This window comes from Lewinellaceae bacterium (assembly GCA_020636105.1).
Lineage (GTDB): Bacteria > Bacteroidota > Bacteroidia > Chitinophagales > Saprospiraceae > BCD1.
The window spans coordinates 2,425,832-2,448,046 of the sequence record JACJYL010000001.1; the positions used below are offsets into that span (position 1 = coordinate 2,425,832).

The 22,215-nt window shown below is 37.2% G+C and carries 20 protein-coding genes; 4 read left to right on the forward strand and 16 right to left on the reverse strand.

The features are described from left to right. Positions 1–171: 171 nt before the first annotated feature. The 8 genes from H6571_09205 to H6571_09240 all read right to left on the reverse strand — a co-directional run bounded on the left by H6571_09205 (position 172) and on the right by H6571_09240 (position 8,150). Positions 172–387, reverse strand: a complete 216-nt coding sequence (locus H6571_09205) for a hypothetical protein (protein MCB9323896.1) — start codon at positions 385–387, stop codon at positions 172–174. Between the two features lie 45 nt (positions 388–432). Next, a complete protein-coding gene (locus H6571_09210) occupies positions 433–1,314 on the reverse strand; it encodes an alpha/beta hydrolase (protein MCB9323897.1) in 882 nt (293 codons plus the stop codon). A gap of 359 nt (positions 1,315–1,673) precedes the next feature. Further along, positions 1,674–2,243: a hypothetical protein gene (locus tag H6571_09215; protein MCB9323898.1), complete on the reverse strand. Its 570-nt coding sequence runs from the start codon at positions 2,241–2,243 to the stop codon at positions 1,674–1,676. Between the two features lie 58 nt (positions 2,244–2,301). After that, entirely contained in the window at positions 2,302–2,952 is a 651-nt protein-coding gene (locus H6571_09220; protein MCB9323899.1) for a hypothetical protein, read from the reverse strand. A 215-nt stretch (positions 2,953–3,167) separates the two neighbouring features. Next, a complete protein-coding gene (locus H6571_09225; protein ID MCB9323900.1) occupies positions 3,168–4,910 on the reverse strand; it encodes a helix-turn-helix domain-containing protein in 1,743 nt (580 codons plus the stop codon). A gap of 1,069 nt (positions 4,911–5,979) precedes the next feature. Further along, positions 5,980–6,609 (reverse strand): hypothetical protein, encoded by a 630-nt coding sequence (locus H6571_09230; GenBank protein ID MCB9323901.1) that lies wholly within the window; start codon positions 6,607–6,609, stop codon positions 5,980–5,982. Between the two features lie 151 nt (positions 6,610–6,760). Continuing rightward, a complete protein-coding gene (locus H6571_09235) occupies positions 6,761–7,141 on the reverse strand; it encodes a hypothetical protein (protein ID MCB9323902.1) in 381 nt (126 codons plus the stop codon). 82 nt (positions 7,142–7,223) lie between these two features. Then, positions 7,224–8,150 (reverse strand): hypothetical protein, encoded by a 927-nt coding sequence (locus H6571_09240; GenBank protein ID MCB9323903.1) that lies wholly within the window; start codon positions 8,148–8,150, stop codon positions 7,224–7,226. A 27-nt stretch (positions 8,151–8,177) separates the two neighbouring features. Between H6571_09240 and H6571_09245 the strand changes: the two genes are divergently transcribed. Continuing rightward, positions 8,178–8,342 carry a hypothetical protein gene (locus tag H6571_09245; GenBank protein ID MCB9323904.1) on the forward strand — a complete coding sequence of 55 codons (165 nt, stop codon included), beginning with the start codon at positions 8,178–8,180 and terminating at the stop codon, positions 8,340–8,342. A 285-nt stretch (positions 8,343–8,627) separates the two neighbouring features. On the opposite strand, the gene H6571_09250 is transcribed toward H6571_09245, so the two are convergent. From H6571_09250 to H6571_09265, 4 genes are all read right to left on the reverse strand, one after another. Beyond that, complete coding sequence (locus H6571_09250) at positions 8,628–9,395, reverse strand: IS5 family transposase (GenBank protein MCB9323905.1); 768 nt, start codon at positions 9,393–9,395, stop codon at positions 8,628–8,630. A gap of 95 nt (positions 9,396–9,490) precedes the next feature. Beyond that, on the reverse strand, positions 9,491–13,054 hold the full coding sequence (locus H6571_09255; protein MCB9323906.1) for a hypothetical protein: 3,564 nt from the start codon (positions 13,052–13,054) through the stop codon (positions 9,491–9,493). A gap of 7 nt (positions 13,055–13,061) precedes the next feature. After that, positions 13,062–13,928: a TIR domain-containing protein gene (locus H6571_09260; protein MCB9323907.1), complete on the reverse strand. Its 867-nt coding sequence runs from the start codon at positions 13,926–13,928 to the stop codon at positions 13,062–13,064. Beyond that, positions 13,918–14,406: a hypothetical protein gene (locus H6571_09265; protein ID MCB9323908.1), complete on the reverse strand. Its 489-nt coding sequence runs from the start codon at positions 14,404–14,406 to the stop codon at positions 13,918–13,920. The genes H6571_09260 and H6571_09265 overlap by 11 nt, the downstream gene beginning before the upstream one ends. Positions 14,407–14,648: 242 nt before the next feature. Here H6571_09265 and H6571_09270 point away from each other — a divergent pair, with 242 nt between their 5' ends. Both H6571_09270 and H6571_09275 read left to right on the forward strand, forming a co-directional pair. Beyond that, positions 14,649–15,251: a tyrosine-type recombinase/integrase gene (locus H6571_09270; GenBank protein ID MCB9323909.1), complete on the forward strand. Its 603-nt coding sequence runs from the start codon at positions 14,649–14,651 to the stop codon at positions 15,249–15,251. Beyond that, positions 15,199–15,615 carry a transposase gene (locus H6571_09275; GenBank protein ID MCB9323910.1) on the forward strand — a complete coding sequence of 139 codons (417 nt, stop codon included), beginning with the start codon at positions 15,199–15,201 and terminating at the stop codon, positions 15,613–15,615. The genes H6571_09270 and H6571_09275 overlap by 53 nt, the downstream gene beginning before the upstream one ends. A gap of 319 nt (positions 15,616–15,934) precedes the next feature. Here H6571_09275 and H6571_09280 read toward each other — a convergent pair whose 3' ends face one another. The 3 genes from H6571_09280 to H6571_09290 all read right to left on the reverse strand — a co-directional run bounded on the left by H6571_09280 (position 15,935) and on the right by H6571_09290 (position 18,271). After that, complete coding sequence (locus H6571_09280) at positions 15,935–16,519, reverse strand: hypothetical protein (protein MCB9323911.1); 585 nt, start codon at positions 16,517–16,519, stop codon at positions 15,935–15,937. Positions 16,520–16,614: 95 nt separating this feature from the next. Then, the gene (locus tag H6571_09285) at positions 16,615–17,112 is read right to left on the reverse strand and encodes a hypothetical protein (protein ID MCB9323912.1); all 498 of its coding nucleotides are present in this window, start codon (positions 17,110–17,112) and stop codon (positions 16,615–16,617) included. 124 nt (positions 17,113–17,236) lie between these two features. Next, complete coding sequence (locus tag H6571_09290) at positions 17,237–18,271, reverse strand: hypothetical protein (protein ID MCB9323913.1); 1,035 nt, start codon at positions 18,269–18,271, stop codon at positions 17,237–17,239. Positions 18,272–18,602: 331 nt separating this feature from the next. On the opposite strand from H6571_09290, the gene H6571_09295 reads away from it, so the two are divergent. Continuing rightward, complete coding sequence (locus H6571_09295; protein MCB9323914.1) at positions 18,603–19,364, forward strand: hypothetical protein; 762 nt, start codon at positions 18,603–18,605, stop codon at positions 19,362–19,364. A 108-nt stretch (positions 19,365–19,472) separates the two neighbouring features. On the opposite strand, the gene H6571_09300 is transcribed toward H6571_09295, so the two are convergent. Then, on the reverse strand, positions 19,473–22,205 hold the full coding sequence (locus H6571_09300) for a carbohydrate-binding protein (GenBank protein MCB9323915.1): 2,733 nt from the start codon (positions 22,203–22,205) through the stop codon (positions 19,473–19,475). Positions 22,206–22,215 lie beyond the last annotated feature (10 nt).

Consider the following 22,215-nt stretch of genomic DNA (forward strand, 5'->3'; position numbering starts at 1 on the left):
TTATTATTTAGCATTCTGTAAATCATATCGATTGATCAATATATTCTAGCCCCTCATATAGGGTGATATATGGAATAGATCAATTGCTTCCTCATTAAAAAAATATTGACACATCTAAGCTTCCATCAGATTTACATATTGAAATATAATTTATAAACTTTTTGTACTTTATTATATTTTTTCTTGTTTAGTATTCTTTAGCTTGTTTTTAGATGAGCTCAGAAGCAAAAATTCAACAAGGTAACCGCAGATAAGTATTAGGCTAATTTCCCGGTATGAACCTCCCCCCAAAACTAAGGCGGAAACAATCATTATTGTAGCCCAAACAATACTGCTTAAAAGTTGAATTCTTGTTAATATTTGAATTGTGTTTTTTGTGTTTTCCATTTTTATTTTTGCTTTTTTTAAAACGTTATGAAAATAATAGGGTAATCAATCCTTAAATCGTTCTGATTTATTCATAATTAAGGCCGCTATTCTTGAATTATCCTTCCTGTTTTGCACATGTTTAGAGTTATTCAATAACATAATGTGTTTTAGAGAAGGAAAGATTTTCTTCGCGCGTTTCATCATTTTTCTACCAGGAAAAATAATGTCATTTTCTGCAGCAATCAATGTTATGGGCGTTTGAATTTTTGATGCATCACTTGATTTAATAATAGGCACAGATGTAAAATCCATGGTGAAATGAGTGAATACCAACGCCAAACTTTGTTGTGCAAAATCATCCCTTTCCGTAAAGGCAGCCTCTAAAAATCGATTGAGGTATTTTGATTTTTTTGTTTTCATGTAACGCTTCATCGGAATAAAGAACTGAATCAGTGCTTTGATTGGATTTCCATTCACGACATATGCTGGTGCTGAAAGAAAAACTTCCTTTATTTTATGCTCATTGTTAATTAAAGTTTTGAGAATCACAAGGCCACCGAAAGAAAAGCCAGCTAACGTCACTTTTTCTAATTCGAGCTCATCAATTATTTGGTTCATCCATTGACCGTATGAATCATCTTGCATGCTCAAGCGTGTTTCTGCACTTTTATTAGGTTGTGCCAACACATCTATTGCATAGACAGAGAAAGAATCAATCAAATCCTTATATGTTTCGAGTGCTACCGGAGCGCAACCGTTCGAACCATGAATAATAATAATCGGTGGTTTTGTAGCATCCCCTGTCACGATCATATTGGTGTCTCCAAAACGGGTAGGGATCGTCTTATATTCATAATCAATGTTAAGACTTCCTAGTTTTTTTTCATAAAGGTCAAGTATTTCTTTCTTGCCTTGTTCGGACTTATATAATGATTTTTTTTCCATTTCTTTTTGTGTTCGGGATTAAGTTGTTCAGTCGATAAACTATTAAAATAGTATTAAATCATTTATCTGTGATGGTATCGATTATTCCTCCACGCAATTGATAGTTTATATCTGAGTAAAACGTCTTTCCTTTTGTGCTGGGAATAAACTTAGGTTTTAGGGACTTACTTCTTTAGATTGCTTCTTCAAAGGTCCAGGATTGGTCAAGTCCCTGAGTTATTTCATATCGTTCCCTTTTGTTGGACATGCTATTTGTTGTTTTGTACCTATAGTCTGACAACCCAAGAATTGTGAATCTTGACTTGTCAGACTATAGCTTAAAAATTCACCCCTATGTAAATGTTTTAAGGCATCCATTTTTAAAACCAATTAAATCCTAATCCAATAGAGAGCACTACAGCGTCTCGATCTTTATCATTATCTAAATTAGTCCATCCCATCTGCAGTTGGGTTTGAAGGTTTAGCGCAAAGTTTTTCTTTTGCACTAATTCATACCCTGTACTGAAGGCAACTGCTCCACCAAAATTCCAATCTTCATCTTTAATGTTGTCTTCATAGATTGCTGGAAAATCCATAGCTAGACCTGCACCAGCATTTACCCACCATCGGTCTTTTACCCAATATTGAACAGATGGCATAAATGCATCAAAACTTCGGTCTTTACCTTGATATTCGTAGCTCATTCCAGAATACGATCCTAGAATAGCCAGGCGATCATTGATCATCCAACCCAATTTCAAATTAGGAAAACTGCCACCGCCTTGAGCTTCGTCGAAAGGAACTTCTTGATCACTATCAGATATACTGATGACACCACCGCCTATTCCAAAACCAATAACAAATCCTTTTCTTTCAATTTGGTTGGTCTCGTTTTGACCATAAGAGAGAAGCGTACAAAATGTAAATACAAAAATTAATGAGTTTTTCATTTTTAATATTTTTAATCGTTATATAAAAAGTAATTGATTTTATTTGTCAGACTATAGCTTAAAAATTCACCCCTATGTAAATGTTTGGCTCAAAAAGAAAGTAGTTTCTCCATTTATCGTCCAACTTCTTAAATCCATCGGGAGCATTGTTATCAAACATCCAGTGCTGACTATGAACCTGTGGTTCTATGAAAAATCGTTTTTTCTTACCAATTGAGATATGGTAGCCCAAGTGATACGAATTATAAAGTTTAAAACCATTTCCAATTTTGTCACCGTTTAGATCCAGGTAGGTTTGAAATTGCGGTAGAACTTCTACAGTTGCAAATAGCCCCTTCCATAGCATACGTTGGTATGTTATACCTATTCCTGTTTCTCGCACATGTCCTGGATAGAATTCACTTTCTGTCTCTAACTTATCCAATAGACCATCCCACCATGTGATTCCCATTGGTTGAAACAATCGCCAGGTGGCAAACTTCAGTCCTATGATGTTCTTATTATCCAGGTTGCGCTTTACATGAAGCTCTATGTGTTGTGTATTTTGTTGATCGTCCCAGGAATCCCCGATAGGATCTGTTATAATAAAATAAGGTAGACTTACCCTGTACTTATGGGCTACTTCAGTTTCTTTATCTACTGGTGAGTTTTTTTGAGCAAAAGCACTAAGTGTGCAAAAAAATAAAAGAATTGCAAATAGATTTTTCATGATATTAATAGTTTTTTTTTAAAAAATTCCGATTGCTACAAAGCCCCTCCCATTATCGTTAGTTTATTTAGTAAAGGTGAAAGGAATCATCATCTGATGATTATTTACTCTGCTTTATCGATTTGATAGTGCAAAGATGAAGTGGAAAGAAAGGTGAATCGTCCTGAAATGTAATTGCGGACTTTATAGTGAGATTTGGGACTTTTTAAACAGGCTTAAATTTGATTAGACCTCAACCAAGCTTTCGGTGTCATACCTTCGATTTTTTTAAAGAAAGTATTGAATACCGATTTAGAATTAAAGCCGCTTTCATAAGCTAGTGCTAAAAGGGTAAGGTGGCTATTGGCAGAATTTAGGGCATTCTCTTTGAAGTTTTCCAAACGAAGACTATTGATGTATTCATTGAAGTTTTGGCCAATTCGTTCATTCAGCAACCAGGAAAGCTTGTTACTGCTAATGTTCAAGTTTTCGGCTAGCGAGCGTAAAGATAAAGATGGGTTTTGAAACCACTTTTCTTCCTTCATTCCTTTTTCAATAAGTTCTAAAATCTTGTCGATTTCAGCAGCCGACAATAAGGCCTTGGGAGGGTCAATTCGTATTTGTTTTTCGGGGTCAGTTGGCAATAGCTCTATACGGAAAGTGGCTTGCAGTAAATCCTGGAACCTCTGATACCGGTGTAATGGTTTAAGCAGCGGAATATTCATAAAGTTTATGATTTGACCGGTACGCATCCTGACGTTTTCTTCTAAAAAGTCCAATGCCATTTCGTGTTTGTCCAAATGGACCAACAAAAAAAGTTGCCAGGGAAAAAGCGCTCCCCCAGAATCCTCTTTTATCATTGAGCTAACCCTGCTGATATCAACATCGATCTTATCGTCTGGATTTACCAATTTGTATAATACTCTGCATTCTTCTGGTCTCTCTGCCAAAGGAGTTTTATCTAAGAAGTCATTTAGTTTTTCGTAATCTTTTGTAAGAATTAAGCACAGTTGTTTTAGTGCAATGGGATGTGTAAAACCTGGGTTGATGCTCAATGAGGTCTCTATACATTCTAAAGCTTTCGTGTAGTCCTCGTTTAAATAATGAATATTTGCTTTGGTAAAATAATGATTCGGAGATAAAGGATTTATTTTTAAAATATTATCAGTATGCCAATGCGCTTTTTCGAAATAGCCGACTGCTGTATACAATTCGCATAAACCTTCTTCTGCTTCCGTATAGGATGGATTAAATTCTATTGCTTTTAGAAAATATTTTTGCCCCTTGATGAAATCCCATTGGCCCCAAAAGGACAATGTCGCTTTACTGAAATTCCCTACATAGGATTGTTTGTCCAGCTTAAAACCTTTGCTGAGCTTCTCTTCTGACATCTGCAACAAGCCTTTATTATTTCCCCATGATCCGGACATGGCATAACAATACGCCAAACCAAAGTAAGGCAAAGCAAATGAGGGATCTATCGCTACACACTGTTCATAGAGTTCCACTGCATTTGCGATTCCTGGTCCATCCCACATTAAATGCTGATAGCGACCTTTAAGATAAAGGTTGTAGGCCTCCATATTTTGTGTAGGCGCTTCAATTAGATGTTCCTGAATATTGAGGTGACCAAAATTTTCTCGAATCTGGTCAGCAATGAGTAAACTTATTTCATCTTGTAGTGCAAATATGTCTTCCAAATTCCGATCAAAATTCTTTGACCAGAAGTGAGTGCCGTCATTAGTACTGATTAACTGCGCTGTAATGCGAACCCTTTTTTTGAATTTCCGGACACTCCCCTCCAAAACAGTACTTACTCCTAACTGACCACCAATGGTTCGCACATCTATATTTTTATTCTTAAATGCAAAAGAGGATGTGCGGGCAATGACTTTCAAGCCCTTCACTGTGGTTAGGGCGTTGATTATTTCTTCAGTTATGCCATCGCTGAAGTATTCGTTCTCAGGGTCGGCACTCATATTAACAAAAGGGAGAACCGCAATGGACTTATTGGATGATGACATGGGTAGATGGTTGCTCATTTTTCACTATACTTCATCATGGCTTCTACGAACTGACATTGAATTTTTAATGATTTCTCTTTTAATTGGCTACAACGTCCAGTGGATGCGTCGTACTTTTTTGTGTTGCGCCCGCGGCAAAAAAGTATGACCGTCATCCACATTGTGTGTGCCTTGAATGGTAAATATATCCTTTTTCTTGGAAGGATGCAATTGAAGAAGTTCAGTTGACTAGGGAGTGAAAGCCTCCTATACACTTGGGTAACGCCAAGAAGTATTAGCAAGCCGCAAAGCCTGCCCCGTACACACCGTGTCGGGGGTGGTTCGGGGTGACCCTTACACTGAAGTAAGCGGGACTGCAAAGGTCGGTTCGGAGGAATACGAACTGGATGTGGATAAATTACTTCGATTTTGACAAAAACCTCCACATCATCACCATCCGTAATAGTAAAGGTCACAAAACCAGGACTGTTCCTTATGGTGATCAGTTGCGCAATACCTTGCGTCAATACTGCATTGCTCGAGGTAGTGTTCCCACAAACACAATCATTGAAAAAAGTATTCAAAGTTTTTTTCCTCAAACAAATGCGCGGGGCGGTTGAACAAGGGCTTTAAATATTACCGCCCGATTTTCCTTCCAAGCCTGCCCGCTATCATCCGTGGAAAGAAAACCTTTATGCTAAGGATTGGGTGGTACACACCAAAAAGCCTTTTGCCGGAGTTTAACATGTGGTTAAATACCTCGCCCGGTATTCTCATTTATGTTTACCTGGCAGAAATCACAGGCAAAAGGCTTAAAAAAGTGCTGTATTTTGTAAATAACTTTCTCTAATATTTAATGATAAACCACTCTTTTTAACCCCAACAGGGCAAGTAATCCCAATAAATCTCTATAAACCTTCCTCTATAAAATTCCTGCCTTGAATCGAAAACCCATAAAGGATTTTTCTTTCACTTCCGGCTACGCTTCGTCTGAAGACAGGTCCAACAAAGTCCGAAATCACGGTTGCACCAGTAACTTCAGCCTTTAATATTGTGTGTAGTTATATTTCTTTTCAAATTCTCTTTTTAGTGTATTTAGTTTTTTAACTATCACATCTCGGTTTTTACTGGATTTAACCCATTTTGGTAAATTGGTTATCATCGAATATTTATGCCTACCATCATCTTCTCTCAGTTTAGCATTAACATATTCCATTAAATATTCTAAGTGGTCGATATTATAAAGCCAAAGAACATTGTCTTTTACACTTGTTTTAAGCCACAAGTCAAACCCAAAATATGGGTCAGTAGGTTTATCATTTCGGTATCGATACCATTGAATCTCATATTCTCTTGTATGCTTGCAGATATCACATGTTATTTCTGATATTTCATATGGTTCTTTGGTCGGTCGTGTTGAGTGAGATACTGCACTTCCACAATTTCCACACGCTCGGTTAATAAACCCCTGGACATAGCCTGACCAATTTTTATCTTCCGTTTCTTGAAATCCACAGTGTTTGCAGTTACAAACAGATTTATGCCCCCTTGGAAAAGGAAGAGTGTACTTTGGGAGTTCTGTTTTTACCAATGCTGGTTTAGAGCACTTTGGACATTTCACCCAAATCTCTTCACTAAAATACACTGTCGGATATGCAGGTTTATTGAATCTCATTTTTCTAATTGTACACAACGATTTGCATATGGTGCATGCCGCATTTTGACCCAATTAATTTTCAAGTTACGACAAAATATATTTATAAGACCATTTTTCATATTTACAACTAATTGCGGCATGCACTATATTTTTTGTTGTGGGTAGTTTTTTAATCATGAACAAAGAATGAGTCTGTTTCTTCACCATTATCAATCATTTTTATCTCAATATCATATAATTGGTCAATTAGTTTTTCTTTCATTTGGTTGTCAAACTCAGGAAGTTCTATATTTTCAATCTCATCTATAACCTTATCTCCATAGTGTAACTTCTCTGAGACTATTTTTTCAATCAATATTTTTAATTCAGGTGATGGAACTTCATCTTCAGATTTATGCCAAATAAATTCTTGTTTTTCTTCAAGGTTTGAATTGTTATAAATTGCGAATCCACTAATTGAATTCTCATTTTCTTCAATCAATTCAATTTTCTCAACTCCGTATAATTTGAGAAAGGATTTCAAAAAATTTAACCTCTTAGATTCTCTCATTTTTGTATTGCTTCCTTAACGTTTTGCCTGCATGCTCCGGACCGACGTTAGGAGATATGGAGGTATGGAGATATGCAGGATGTTACATGACTTTTATTCTTTGTATAAATTCAAAAGTCAATTTCTGAATTTCTTGTGAAGGAGAATAAAATCCAATCTTTTTGATATATTCATAGATCCTGTTTAATTCTGGATCATCTGTAAAATTTAATATTTCCTGCATAATATTGAATTCACGAAACCAAACACGATTTGAAATATTATAGAATTCGTCTGTTTTGTCGTAAAGGTTTAATTGTTCAATTAGCTTATTTAAAATCTCTGGGTCTTTTCTTTTACGTATAAGACCTACAATAAAAACATCATTGTATTCAAAATTCAATTTATCTAAAAAGTAAAGTCTCAATTGTTTTTTTTGACTTTTCGATAATTTATATTTTTTTTTTCTTTTGTACTTGTTAGTTTTTGAATCAAACTCATAAAAAGGCCCCATTACAGAAAAGCCTGTTATACCTGTATAACGTGTTGTATCATTAATCATACATTTCAAATACCATTCGATGGTTTTCTTACGTCGCTTCTTGTTGTGACTAATTTCATCAATTTGAACGAATTCCTTAATTCTTTTTAATCTAATATCATTATCAGAATTACTAAGATTTATTATCCAACAATTATCAGTTAGGTATTTTGATGTATCTAATTTATGAGTGCGAAGAAAAAATAGTATGTGGACTTGATTAATCGCTTTAATGTCAAAGTTGAAAGGAACAAATGCTTGAACTTGCTTATGTTTTGATTTTCCTTTAATTTCTTGTTGAATATTAATGTTTATTAGAAAGCTATTCTCTTTCGTCTTTACAATGTCGAGCTTGTTTTCTTCGATTGTTCCAATTATCACCAGGTCACTCCCCTTAGTTAGACCATCTAAAGTTCCTCCACAACCGTAACTAGCATAAAGCTGCACTGTTATTAAAAAACAAGCAATTAAAATTATCGATTTTTTCATTTTCTCAATGTCATGTAACTCAAAGGAATGTCTACGCTTCTCCCCCTCACTTCTTTCTCCCGACACAACCTCCTGCGTAGACATTTGACTTTGTCGAATCTCCGATTTCAGTTGGACCTGCCTTCAGGCGAACCCGTTGCCGGGCTGCTGGAAAACGATCTTATAGGGAACTCCTTTGATCTGATTTTTTAAAATCTTACCCTAATTTACACTTAAAAAACACTATATTTTATCAATAATTAGCTGTTACAAAACACGCTTTTTACTCAAAATCACCTCAGGAAAACAGCTTCTATATCTCGCCTTATTTCCAAAAATACTTCGAGTGTATTCCTGCCTTGAATCGAAAACCCATAAAGGATTTTTCTTTCACTTCCGGCTACGCTTCGTCTGAAGACAGGTCCAACAAAGTCCGAATAGTCGGTTGCACCAGACTATTCAGCCTTTAGAGTATGTCTAAAAATTTAAATTTGTAGATCATTCCAAGCGATATAAAATTGTTTGGCAATTCTGCCAAAGTACCCACGCTTCGGAACTTTCTGTTGTTTTTTCGTGATCCTTGTCCAATCGGCGAAAGTAATTGAACCGCCCGAAGGTCTGTTCGGTAACCCAGCGCCACTTCACATGAACAAACCCTTTTGCACTTGGGGGCTTTGATGAAAGCTCTACTTCTACTCCTAACAGATTCTCATATACCCAATCCATGAAGATAATTTTATAAGCAGCATCTGCCAGTATTATTTCTAACCGGTGCAAGTATCCAACCAGAGGCTCGACTACCTGGTGCGCCATTGCTCCGTCTGCATGATTAGCCGCATGGACAACTATCCCCCAAACTAAACCTAAAGTATCTGTGATGATATGACGCTTTCGCCCATTAACACGCTTGTTTCCGTCAATTCCTTTTTCTATATTCACAAATGGTCCTGATTTAACAGACTGACTATCAATACTTAGCATGCTGGGCGTTTCTTCTTTTCCCTGTCGCTTCCTTTCCTTTCGATTCAATCCTTCATTTAATTTTTGCAGTGTTCCATCCTTTTGCCATTTTTGAAAATAATAATATACACTTTTCCAGGGAGGAAATTCTCCCGGAAGATTTCTCCATTGGCTGCCAATTCTTAATATCCAAAAAATTGCGTCTACCACTTCTCGCAAATCATATTTGCGTTTTCTTTTGATAGGTAAATATTCTTTTATAATTTCCCACTGGGAATCAGTTAGTCGCTCATATTGAGTTTGCATTGACTTGGGTTTTAGTCTACCACAAGTTTAATAACTGGTTCCCATTTTTCCAAAGACTTCAATTTTTAGACATACTCTTAATATTCCTCGCAGTATTAATTTTCTTTTATTGTTTTTTTTATTTGGTTTAGCTCAGGGTTTTGAGTGTCTAAAATATCTATAGATTCCAAAAATTCTATTTCATTTAGTAGCACTTCTCTGTTTGGTTTATTTTCAGACCGTTGAAATCCATTATAAAATGAGGCTTTGAAATGAAATGAGTTTCTCTTTTTATAATTTTCGTTTAAGGATATGCTCTGTATAATTTCCTTTGCTTCCGTATATTTTTTTTGAACTAATAAAGTCGAAACCAATCTGATTCTTAAATCTGTGTTATTGCCACATAGTCTAACACCCCTTAGCAGTAACCCTTCTGCTTCATTCCTTCTTTGGGTAAGAATGCAATACCATGCAAGACTATTAATATAATTACATAAGTCATTACCAACAAGGGAGGTTACTCTTGACCTTTCTGAAAAAAGTATTAACTTTTTATAATTTTGGATTATTTCAGTGAAATTCGACTTTCTTTTCAAGAAATTTTTTTTGTCATGTTCATTTAAGCTATTATACAATGAGTCTAATTTGTTTTCTTCGTTGATAATTTCTTCGTTTAAGGATTGAAAAAATCTAAGTAACATCGGTCCATTTGTCACATCCAGATATGCTTCAAATTGATTAATATTTGAAGCTTCCTCTAATAAAAATGCTTTACTGTGCATCATTACTTTATTACTTCCATTGGAAATTTTTTTATAAAATTTTGATGCTATATCCCAGTTTCGATTTTGTTCATATTGGAGTGCTAAAATTTCATATTCTAAATCTGTCGAAGCTTCATCTTCATTAACAATTAACCCAGCAATAAAAAAATCGTAAGCGTCAAACTCACAAATAGAATTATCTAAAAAGCTTTCTTTTGTAGATATCATATTAATACTTGCATAACTATTGGTAAGAATAAATTCCCCATAAGGATGTAAAGCTAAGTTTGATATTCCAGATGGATATTCTTTATTCCAAATTTCGTTTCCATTATTATTCCAGCACCTTAAATAGTAATCTCCTCCCGTTGAATAAATCAAGTCTTCTCCCTGTGAAACATCAATATCAGAAATAACGCCTTTGTGTCCTTTAAAGGTCTTTAATAGTTTTCCTTCTAAATCAAATACTTTTATTGTTCCATCATCACTTCCAATTGCTACGTGATTGCTTTGTGGTAAAAATGTAGCACAATTGATGTCGTATGGGTTGTAAATTGAGGTGATTTTTTTTCCAGTTTTGTAATTCCATACATCTATAGTTTTTGCCACAGTAGTGAATTGTCCTCCTATCAACAGTAAACTTTCATCTCTTGAAATTTCAAATATTGGTGAGTTAATGGGATAAGAATTCAAATGAATTTTTCTTTCGAGTATTCCTTCATCTAAATTGATAAATACCGCCGCAGTGCCAGGATTACCTCTGATAGCTAAAAGTTGTTTAGTTTGAGGAATAAATCTTACACTTTCTATGTCCTCATAATCTGGCAACTTAAAAATAATTTCTTCACTTTTTACGTCCCATACTAAAATACAATTGTCATCTCCATCGAAAGTAACAGCAAGTAAACCTCCATCCTCTGAAAGAGAAATACTTTTTACTCTGGCGTAATCATCATTTTGATTAAGAACTTTAAACTCTTTTGTCCACCCTTCCGATATGGATACTAATAAAACGACTAAGTCAGTAGTCTTTTGGGAATTCCATTGTGAATATTCTTTTTTTTCTTTACCCTCTTTAGTAGTAGTGAAATAAAAAAAATTTCCATTATTAGAAAAGTTCAAGTTGTTAGTCACTCCGTAATCCAAAATAAATATTTGAGGGTAGAAATCGTAGCCTTTCTCCCATAAAATAGCTTCATTATTTGATGAGACTGTCCATATATACTCTTCATCATTTGACATTTTAGCAAAATTTATGGAATCTTCTTTTGGAATCGGCAGGTCGAACTTTTTTGCGGTTACATTAGCGTTATCAATTGAATAGGAATTGAAAACTAATTCTGGTGAATAAATCGTATCAATTAATTTAGATGTATAAGATTCTTTTTTGTTGAATTCTTCCCAAGGTAGAGAGTATGTAGCTGACCTTCTAAAATCTTTTATATCATTGAGTAAACTGTCCAAGTTAACTTTAAGTTTTAAGTTTATTAATGTATCATTTGGAAGAACTCCTCCTTCTCTGTCAGGAATTCTCCAATAAATTTTCTTTCCATCAGCAAATAAAGTGGAGAAAAATATATTTGAATCATGAAACTCTATTTCGCAAATCATCCCCTCTTGCTCAAAATTAACAACTGATTTTTGAGTGGCTTTATCTATAATATTAATTTTTGAATAGAGTTTTGTAGAATATTCAGATAGATAATAGTTTACAACCGCAAACAAAGTTTTATCTTTGGAAAAATCGACATCTGAAATTGGCAGGTTTTCATAATTGTATACTTTTAATGCACAGTAATAGTAATCAGAGTTATTGACTAATTGATTTTTTAATATGTTTCCAGCACCGATAGGGTTGTTAAATTCAATTTCATCTATCGTTTTCAACTCTTTGTTGGGAAGCACCCAAAATTTCGCTGTTTTGTCTGCACCTCCTGTTAAGATATATTTGCCATCTTTTGACATTACGGCATCGTAAATATATGCTTCTTGACCTAATGCATTAGTTACAATTCTTTTATGTCCTAACAGCCGAGATATTTCAAATTTATCAATCCCATTTGTTACATGTTGGAATTGAGGATTGTTTATTAAATAACCATTAGGGTCAATAAAAGATGTTGTATAAAAATGAGATGTTTTACTATCGATTACTTCATCGCTTATTTTTTTGCCATCAAAAGACCAGCGTATTTTTCTCGTCTTGTAATTTCCGTCTATGACATAAGTGTCAATGGAATTATTGTCATTTGAGAAATCTATATCATAAATATTTTCAATGTGCTGAAAAGTTGAAACCAATTCACCTTCTAAATTCCAGATGTTAGTTTTCCTGTCCATGCTTGCCGTTACCAAATATTGTGAATCATCAGATATATCAACAGCCCTTACTGGAAAACTATGTCCGCCGAGTGATAACTTATAAAATAAATTTTCTTGAGCATATATCTGTTTAAACATATCATGGGCTGATTCATCATCTGGATTTTTATTCAAGTTATATTCCGCAACTCTTATTGCAAGAGTTGGATTAGTGGCTGTTAATTCTAATGCCAAAGCAGAGTTTAAAGCGGAAATTGCTGTTTTTTTTGTTTCTTTTTCGGCTTTTATCGCATTATCCTTTTCATTTTTTGCCTGTATTTCAGCCTTTGTTGCTCTGTCCTTTTCAGCGGTTATCAATTTAAATGTCTTGGTAATCAAGGCATCAATTTCTTCCTTCTTCTCAATTGGACAAATTCCCTGGGCATAAAGCAATAAATTAATCGCTTTTTCATAGTCTCGATTAGAGGAGTTAGGGTTAATTTTTTCCTTTGCTTCCTTTATTACTTCATTGCACTGAGAATGCAAGGAGATACTCCAAGTAGAAGTAAATAAAACTAACATCAAGTTAAATATATTTAGTTGTATTTTTTTCATAGAACTTTTATTTCAAAGATTTAATCTTAGAAGATATTATTTCAATTTCATTTAAAAGTGAATCGGCTTCATTAAAGTAAAGAATAGTATCCTGTAATCTTCCTGCACGTTTAGCGAGTTCATTAAGCCCTAATGCTTTTTCCCTATCTCTGGTAAGTACTTCGATTTGGTTTTTATAAGATTCTAATAATGCTTTTTCAGCCCTCTTTCTTTGTTCTTTTTCAGCTTGGGCGTTGACATTTGATAACCATGCAAGACCAATGACACCAGTAAGTAGAACAAGGAGTACTACAATTGCACTATTTTTCAGTTGTATTACTTTCTTGTGTTCTTTTAAGTCTTCCCCTACCAGTTCTGCGATTGTCTTTTTGTGTATAGGGGCTGCTAATTTTACTGCTTCTTTTTTAAAAATAGGATTTGATAAAGAGAGGTCTTCTTCTGTTTTAGCTGACCTGAAATCAGCATAAAGCGGTTCCATCCTAAATTTGCCCTTTAAAATTTCAGGTATAGCATTAGAATTCTCCCAATCGAAATCATTTTTTTCATCATTCCATATTATAGTACCTTCTGTCAGTGCAATTAAAATTGTGTCGATAGATTTATTTTGCAGCCAAAATACCAGTTCTTTTTTTACCCATTTAGATTTTGCGGCAGTCGGTGAAGCTAATAAAATTAAATGGTCAGAGTTGGTAAGAGAATTTTCGATTACTTCCCAAAGATGTGGAGTAGCTGAAAGGTCTGTTTCATCTCTAAATGCTTTAAGTGCGCTTATCCTAAATAGAGGTTTTGCAATCTTATGAAGAGCATTTTGTAGTGCTGGAGCTAATTTACCATCCGCAGCGTGCGAATATGATATGAATGCATCATACTTCATTGTTTATATGTTCTAAATTTGTTAAATCTTCTACTTCAGCAACATCAGCAAGCATCTGAGTATATTTCCTTAGCAATTTTTGTATTTCATTTAATTCCTCTCTAAATACCTTTCGATTTTCTTCATTACTAAATCCACTTTCTAAACTTATCTTGTGCCATTTTGCAGTAAATGGTCGAATCACTTGATTTAAGATTACAATCGCAATCTTGGCAAACTCAATGCATCCTGAACCATTTTTTTTGATAATTTCTCTCGTTAGGTTGAATAACGAATAAATACTTGTCAATGCAGACTTTTCATCACCATGTTCTGGTTCAAGATGTTGGGTTGTTATTCTTGTCAATAACTCTACATACATTTCCCAAGCTGCGTTTCTATCTGCATTGTTGAATTTTATCTCGGCAGACATGAATCCTGTATTGAAACTTAGTGTTTCCAACTTCCATTTTTTTAACCAATCGTTGAGTGTAGGCATTTTGTTTTTGTTTTATTTTATATTGCGAGGAACGGTTTGGCTATGCGCAGTGTCCCGAAGGGCATTGCGTATAGGCGTTGTTGAACAAAGCTCCTACGGAGCAACTAATCCCTCCCCACTTGCTTTGCACCGATTAAATTACTATTTTCTTTTCATTGTTTCACTAAAGTAATCAATTATGATTGTTAAAAAAAACCTGAAAGCCCACGGGCGTAACTGAATTTGATGACGCGCTCCAGCGCATGGATAACCATATGGCTCTTGCCAATAATGCCTGGGCTACCCGGCAAAATTACCTTCGTGGTCTTCGTGATTTAATGCTGCACCTGGACAAACGACCAGAAGACTGCTCTGCCGATGAGATTAAAGCCTACCTCGTTTTTGCATGGGATCACCAACAGCTCAGTTCTTCTTCTGTCAATCTTCGCGTATGCGGTGTCAAGTATTATTGCCGGGAAGTCATTCGCCGACTGGACCTGGTAGTGAAAATTCCCAACCCGCGCCTCCAAAAGTATTTTACCGAGGTCCTGACTTTTCAGGAAGTGGAGCGACTTTTTGGCGCCTGCCGCGATATGCGCCAACTACTGGTCCTTCAACTTATCTACGAGACCGGTATTCGTACCCGGGAGCTGGTCAGGCTTCGCGTAAGCGACTTCGACAAAAACCTGCGTATCATCACCATCCGTAATAGTAAAGGTCGCAAAACCAGGACTGTTCCTTATGGTGATCAGTTGCGGAATACCTTGCGTCAATACTGCATCGTTCGAGGTAGTGTTCCCACAAACACAATCATTGAAAAAAGTATTCAAAGCTTTTTTCCTCAAACAAATGCGATTGGCACTTGAGCAGGGCCTTTTAATATTACCCCCTGACTTTCCTTCCAAGCCTGCCCGCTATCATCCCTGGAAAGAAAACCTTTATGCTAAGGATTGGGTGGTACACACCAAAAAGCCTTTTGCCGGAGTTCAACATGTGGTTAAATACCTCGCCCGGTATTCTCATCGCGTAGCCATCACCAATCACAGGATCAAACAAATCGATCAGCAATCTGTCCAATTCGACTACAAAGACTATGCTGATAAGGGCCGAACGAAAAAACCTGGCCAAACAACGACTCTTCAGTCATCAAACGGATCAGTGTCCATGTTGCAAAAAAGGAAAAATGATCCTCGTTTATACTTTTACTGCAAACAAAGATCCGCCAGTTAATCTTCCCTGTTTTGCAAGAATAACCTGATATCTCTTTGGCAGCTTAGGCTATCCTGGCATCTTTATGTCAGAAACAAAAAATCACTATATTTTATCAATAATTAGCTGTTTCAAAACACGCTTTTTACTCAAAATCACCTCAGGAAAACAGCTTCTATATCTCGCCTTATTTCCAAAAATACTTCGAGTGTATTCCTGCCTTGAATCGAAAACCCATAAAGGATTTTTCTTTCACTTCCGGCTACGCTTCGTTCAACAAAGTCCGAATAGTCGGTTGCACCAGACTATTCAGCCTTTAATATTGGTGGCAGCTTTCTTTTTAATTTATCTTCTTCATGTATTTATCCACGAATTCTGAATTAAATCTGAGAAACTGAAAATAATTATCCGCCAATTCATTTAATCTCTCGTTATTCAATGGAATATGTTCATATCCAAATTTACTTCTTAATTTCTTTACGAATTGAATGTCTGCTTCGTTTTGATAATCTTCCTCCATGTTTTCCTTAGAATAGAAATCAATTGCCCATTCATTATCATAGCACAATTGCTCGATTGGAAACCAACCGTTGAAATATCCGATTGAAAGGAATTCATTTAAGTTTTCGCCGATTATCCAGTTATAATCTCTCATCGAATATCCAAAATTCATTGGAACTGTCATTACAACTGGTTGTATTTTTTCTGATATTTCCAAAATACTATAATGAACCCCATCCCCTCCTGTTGTTGCAAAAACTTCGGTATTTATTGGCGAACTATCGTATCTGAATGTTTTGTCATTTATTGGAATAATTCCCGCATAATCAAAGTAGAGCCTTGGAAACTCATTCTTTGAATCAGTTGCCAATTCTTCGACAACTTTTCTGAATTCTTCTAATTTGATTATTCGTTTGCCGTTCATTCATTTTTCCTTAGTTGCCACCAACAGCCAAAGCTACCCGGCGTGCCTTGTGTTGCGCCTGCGGCAAGGCATGATCGGGGTAGCTTTTCGTTTTCTTATCTTTTTAAGCGTCCTTCATAGTTACAACCTACTTTGCCCAAATTATTCGACCTTCTTCTTCCCCGCTTTTTTTCTTTTCGGAAATATTTTCTCATACTTCTTGCGTGTTTCTTTGTTGTAATGAAGATTGCCCCATTCATTGCTGAATTACCATATAATAAAGTCGAAATAGAATCTCCAGGAGGATAAATTATTATCTTTTCAATTTGCCTGAGGCTATATTCATTCAATTCCTCTATTTGATATATGGTAGCATCCAAATTTATGAGCGGAGGGGGATGTTCAGGAAAACTGCTAAAACTGGGATAAAATCCTTTGTGGACAGTAGTGTCCTCCCATACATGCTTTTGGACAACACTTTTTAACGAATCAAATCTATATTTCAATTCAAATTTTATTATGGAATCTACCTTGACGTATAAATCTGATTTTGAATTTTGTCCCCAAAGAAAGCTAGCATTCAGAATTAAAATAATTAAAAGTGCAAATTTCATTTTTGATTTGGGTTAAGTTCTAAGCCTTGTTGATTTCTAGTTAATGAAACACAACGGGCTCGTATATGTGGCGTGGCGAGCTTTTGCTCGACATGAGCACATATACATTGTTAGCCTTTCGTTTTTATTCATTATCTATTTTAGCAAATTGTATTTGACTATCATTAATGATGATTTCCAGTCCTGCAACGCTATCTTTCTCAAAATCAAAGTTAAATTGAATGGTAGGTGTCTGAGAAAAGAATGTATCTATTGAAAAGGGAATCAATTTCAATTTTCCAGTAGGCAAGTTGACATAAAGTTGCTCATCGTCTAAAAATATATTCAAATGAACAGGGATGCTGTCTGCGTTTGCTTGATAATTTCCAATGAATTTTTGTAAATAATCTTCATTAATAGGTGGATTTTTACTTTTTAAAAACATAAGAACAACATTGACATCCGCTAACAACTCTTTTTGCCAGATTAACCTATTTGCCTCGGTTCTTGTTTTCCACTTAAGACTGGAAAGAAACGAAGCCTTATTATACAGTTTTTGAATGGCAATTTGTTTTTCTTCTTCGGTAGGTCTATAAGTAGATTCTAAATTTTGTCGATTCCCTTCAAACTCTAATATATGTGAAAAGTCAATAATACTTTCAGACATCATCAATAAAAAATTTTCCGACAATGTTCCATCTTCAAAACCTAATTTAAATCTTGATGAAAATTCCGAAAGGCTATTTATCAAATCCTTATTTTGTAGGATGGACATATTTCCTGCACCAATCATGGCATCATAAGTACTTAACACTATTTCAGCTCTATGGAATGAGAATCCACCGAGTGTCAGACATTGCAAAATAGAATCACTACTTACGGAATAATCTTTATTTTCAATAATATTAATTAAGTCTTTAGAATGGTCTAAAACCGACTCTTGCATCATAATAGTTCTCTCCAACAAACCTTTTGTTTTCTCAAAATCATCTTCTAATCTTGATAATAAGATTTTCTCCTGAGCTCTTTCTTGGCGAATTTGATTTTTATTGTTGATATTCAAGGCAATCAATATTCCAATTATAACAAGTAATATCTCTCCAACTGCATAGAGTGTATACTTGGTAAATTTATTTTCAGTAAGTAGTTTTTGTCGAATTTTTCTAAAGAATTTTATCATTGACCTTATCTTTTCTTTAATGAAGGCTAACTAAGCTATATCCCTACTCCCCCCAAAAATACAATAAAAACATCCAGGAAACAAATACAACCAAAAACCACGGCCTCAACGCATCATAATCAATTGAAAACAAGTCCATTGCATTGCAACACGATCTTCCAATATCCGGCTACAAACGGCTACAAACGACAGTAAACGGCTACCATACGACTAATTATGCCCAACCCCCTATATTTGTAAAATCGCCGTGGAAAGCATTTTTTTTATTCATAAAAATCGTCCCCCCGGCAATCGTGAACCGTTAAAAAGAACCTCCAAAAAAACGTTAACTATGCAAGACAAAAACATTAGTGCCTTACTTGAAAATCAGCAGCTGTACCAGGAATTTAACCACCTGGACCTGGATCCTGACGAAATTTGGGAATATGATACCGAAGACCTGGAATTAAAAAACAATCAGCTGAAATACCTCCTGAGTTTCACCCGCAGTTACCTTAAACACTGCAGCCGGCAGGTAATGGAAATTTCGGGATTTATGTTCCCTCCTGTGTACCCCGGCATTTCCCCGGAAAGCGACTGGTACCGCTTTGAACGATGGACGCGGGGCGAAAGCGTGCGGGAGACCATCAGGGCTCAGCTGCCGGAAGCATTTGAGGTCAAACCGGCGGAGCATCTTTCTGATGAAGCGTTACCCGATGAATTGGACAGGCTGACAGAAGCCCTGGCTGAAAAAGGGTACTACCTGGACTTGCAACAATTACCCGACCGGCTGGTTTACGAGTCCGTCCTGGAATGGATAGGGGAAGAAATAGAATTATGTCCCGATGGCGGCTGGCACCTGGATGGCTGCACGGGGTACTGCCCTGACTGCATTCAGCGCCCATGGTGTGAAACTGGTCAGGAAACCTGCTGGCCGGAAGATGAAGACGCCGGCATGATGCACCTGCCCGAGGCCGTCAAAAAATTTGTTTCGGCCAGTCCCGTTTCCCTGGCGTTGCTGCTGCGGGACGAGGTACGGGAGGATGGGGATGATTTTGAATATGATGAAACAGAAGAAGACCAGGAAGGCTTATCTGCTTTTGGAGAGAACTGAAGACTTTACCGCAGGGATCACAAAGGAAACGCAAAGGCCAACAGATACCTGGCGCACCTTGCGTAAAAACTTTGCGATCCTTGCGTTTAAATATTTTTATATGTACCCTTAATGCCCCGATTTCACCAACTCCAGAGCATACACCACCCCACCCTGCATCTGCAGGCTGAGATAATAAGAACCGTCCGGCAAATGGCTGAGGTCAATGGTTTCTTCCACCAATTTCACGGATTTCCAGGTCTCTTCCAATACAGGGCGACCGGAAAGATCATACACGCACATTTTTAAATTATGGACATCCGTTAAAGTGCCTTTGAGCAGAAAAATGCCGGATCCCGGGTTGGGGGATACCTGCATATCAACCACGGGCGATGGCTGCTCCACAGGCGTCAGTTGGGTAAATTCAAACCAATTCAGATTAAAAGGAGCCTGAGTGATGACAACCCGGAGATGATGACGCCCTTGTGGAAGGGAAATAAGCTGGTTTGCAGTGGTCGTCGTCCAATTTTGCCAGTTCCCCGTTGAGGGAAAGCTGACGGTATGGAGGCCCTGCGGATTTCCGTTTTCATCGATGAGTTGTAATGCGACTCCGCCAACAGAACTTTCCGAAGCAGTTCGGTAATCAACTTTGAAGGCTCCGGAATGGCTGACTTCAATATAATAATCCAGGTAATCGCCGACATCGAGGTGACTGACATTTTCACCGCCGCCCGTATCCGTGGTATTTTCCAGCTCACTGCCCGATTGAAAGAAGAAACCCTCGGCCTGAACTCTTCCCGGAACAAGATGATAAACAGGCACCGTATTTTGAACATCACGTAAATAAAAAGTACTTAATTCCGTGCCGTCCTGCGCTAATACCTGGTTGCCGTTATAGGATATTTTAATGACGTGTGAGTTGTAAAAAGTAAAATCCACATCGAAGGTAACGATCCTGTTATTATTATCATCCAGGGCAACCGCACTGATGGAAATGGGTGTACCATTGACAAAAATTTCAAAATCAGCGGGAGCAGCCGGCAAAGGCTCTGCGATTGCTTTATTCAGGTTGAGCTGAATCGTATGGTCATCCAGGGTAACCGCGGAAACAAATTCGGCAGGAATCGTATTGGTGGCAGCTACCTGAACAAATTCAAAGCTATTCACATTAAACCCGCTGCCATCAGAATGAAAACGCAACTTCGTATCTTCCGTTGTAAGAACCACATTGGGAACGACCACCGTTTGCCAGGTTTGATATCCGCCGGTATAAGGCGCATAACGCAGGTTGGTAATATCCGCCCCACTGGCGCTGAAGTGAAATTTACCCTCATAACTGCCCGCTGCCAACCGCATGTGAATGTCATAAACGGCCGTTTCCTGTACGTCAATATCGTATTGCATCCATTCGCCGGGCTCTGTCCAGCCTACATTGAAACCATTGGTATTCATATTATCACTGCAAGGCTCAATATCCACCCCGTCGTTTCTATAAGCCCATCCCTGGTTCCATGCAGTATAAGAATCCGTTGACAAATGGTAATTGGCGACATCCTTATCGTTGTAGGCCACCCCTGCCCTGCCCATATCAAAATCCGACGCATATACCACGCCCGGGATTTCCTGTGTATTAAAAGGGATGGCTTCATCAGAATAAACCTGCCTGAACATAGCATCGGGTACACTTTTTGAAAATATACAATTCTCCATCCTGTAATTGTCGGCCATTTCCATCAAAGTCGCTTTGGCAAAGGCTGCACCAGGCGGTGTCCCTCCGTTTTTCCAATAATTAAGCAACACCTGATATTCCGGCGTTTTGACTACCGACAGCGGTCCCGCAATATCTTCGATCTTTTTCAAGGGCCACCATGCCCATCCTATGCCATTGTCTTCCAGGAGTTTGATAGCATCCCTGAACCATGTATTTGAATTTTCACCACTCTCTCCCAGCCAGATAGGTACATTATATTGATTCCTGAGGTTTAAAACCCATTGAATGGAAGCCTGATCGTTAAAGGACCAGTATTTATGGGCGCTGTAAACCATATTGTCATCCCAGGGAGGGGTGAGGCCGGTAAAATCATTGGCAAACCAATTCCCCTCAATAAAAATGATGTGATTGTTATCCACGGTCCGAATACTATCGGTCGTTCTTTTGTATAAATTTTTCAGGGCGGCCCCGCCAGGCAAATTCCAGTTGGTTTCATTGAGCAGATCATACCCGCCAATCCATGGCTCGTCAGCGTACCGTTCTGCCAGTCTTTTCCAAAGCGCTACCATTTTATTCTGATTATCAAAACTCTCCCAGAGCGAAGGTTTTGTCGGATCATAATCTGAAATAGCCTGATCATAACCTTGCCCGCCGGGTGCAGCATGCAGGTCGAGAATGAGGTACATTTGATTTTGAGCACACCAGGAGAGCAGGCTGTCTGTCAGCTCAAATCCTTTGGTCAGCCAGGTAATTTCTCCCGGAACGGGTTCTTCTTCTATGGGTGGGGTGTACAAATTATAGTGCATGGGGAGCCTTACAGAATTAAAACCCCAGGCTTTCAGAGAGTCTATGTCCACTTTTTGCACCCCGTTAGTCAACCAGGCATCATAAAACAATTGGGTATCCTCCTCTCCTATGAGTCCCACAATTTTTTCTTTGATCTGGTATTGGGCGTTGGCGAACTCTGATGTTTTTAGCATATAACCTTCCTGCACCATCCACCCGCCAAGCCCCATACCTCTCAGGAGTATCGTATCTCCGTTTTCTTTGACAATGGCTTTTCCGTTGGTACTCAAAAAGCCTTGGCTCCGCAATGGAGACAAAAAGCCAAGTAATATCAATAAAACGACAATCGAATATTTGTAACTCATAATCAATTCG

Excerpts from the sequence above, each read along its gene's own strand:
- H6571_09205 (MCB9323896.1), bottom strand. The coding sequence starts at position 387 with ATGGAAAACACAAAAAACACAATTCAAATATTAACAAGAATTCAACTT.
- H6571_09210 (MCB9323897.1), bottom strand. The coding sequence starts at position 1,314 with ATGGAAAAAAAATCATTATATAAGTCCGAACAAGGCAAGAAAGAAATA.
- H6571_09215 (MCB9323898.1), bottom strand. The coding sequence starts at position 2,243 with ATGAAAAACTCATTAATTTTTGTATTTACATTTTGTACGCTTCTCTCT.
- H6571_09220 (MCB9323899.1), bottom strand. The coding sequence starts at position 2,952 with ATGAAAAATCTATTTGCAATTCTTTTATTTTTTTGCACACTTAGTGCT.
- H6571_09225 (MCB9323900.1), bottom strand. The coding sequence starts at position 4,910 with ATGAGTGCCGACCCTGAGAACGAATACTTCAGCGATGGCATAACTGAA.
- H6571_09230 (MCB9323901.1), bottom strand. The coding sequence starts at position 6,609 with ATGAGATTCAATAAACCTGCATATCCGACAGTGTATTTTAGTGAAGAG.
- H6571_09235 (MCB9323902.1), bottom strand. The coding sequence starts at position 7,141 with ATGAGAGAATCTAAGAGGTTAAATTTTTTGAAATCCTTTCTCAAATTA.
- H6571_09240 (MCB9323903.1), bottom strand. The coding sequence starts at position 8,150 with ATGAAAAAATCGATAATTTTAATTGCTTGTTTTTTAATAACAGTGCAG.
- H6571_09245 (MCB9323904.1), top strand. The coding sequence starts at position 8,178 with ATGTCTACGCTTCTCCCCCTCACTTCTTTCTCCCGACACAACCTCCTG.
- H6571_09250 (MCB9323905.1), bottom strand. The coding sequence starts at position 9,395 with ATGCAAACTCAATATGAGCGACTAACTGATTCCCAGTGGGAAATTATA.
- H6571_09255 (MCB9323906.1), bottom strand. The coding sequence starts at position 13,054 with ATGAAAAAAATACAACTAAATATATTTAACTTGATGTTAGTTTTATTT.
- H6571_09260 (MCB9323907.1), bottom strand. The coding sequence starts at position 13,928 with ATGAAGTATGATGCATTCATATCATATTCGCACGCTGCGGATGGTAAA.
- H6571_09265 (MCB9323908.1), bottom strand. The coding sequence starts at position 14,406 with ATGCCTACACTCAACGATTGGTTAAAAAAATGGAAGTTGGAAACACTA.
- H6571_09270 (MCB9323909.1), top strand. The coding sequence starts at position 14,649 with ATGGATAACCATATGGCTCTTGCCAATAATGCCTGGGCTACCCGGCAA.
- H6571_09280 (MCB9323911.1), bottom strand. The coding sequence starts at position 16,519 with ATGAACGGCAAACGAATAATCAAATTAGAAGAATTCAGAAAAGTTGTC.
- H6571_09285 (MCB9323912.1), bottom strand. The coding sequence starts at position 17,112 with ATGAAATTTGCACTTTTAATTATTTTAATTCTGAATGCTAGCTTTCTT.
- H6571_09290 (MCB9323913.1), bottom strand. The coding sequence starts at position 18,271 with ATGATAAAATTCTTTAGAAAAATTCGACAAAAACTACTTACTGAAAAT.
- H6571_09295 (MCB9323914.1), top strand. The coding sequence starts at position 18,603 with ATGCAAGACAAAAACATTAGTGCCTTACTTGAAAATCAGCAGCTGTAC.
- H6571_09300 (MCB9323915.1), bottom strand. The coding sequence starts at position 22,205 with ATGAGTTACAAATATTCGATTGTCGTTTTATTGATATTACTTGGCTTT.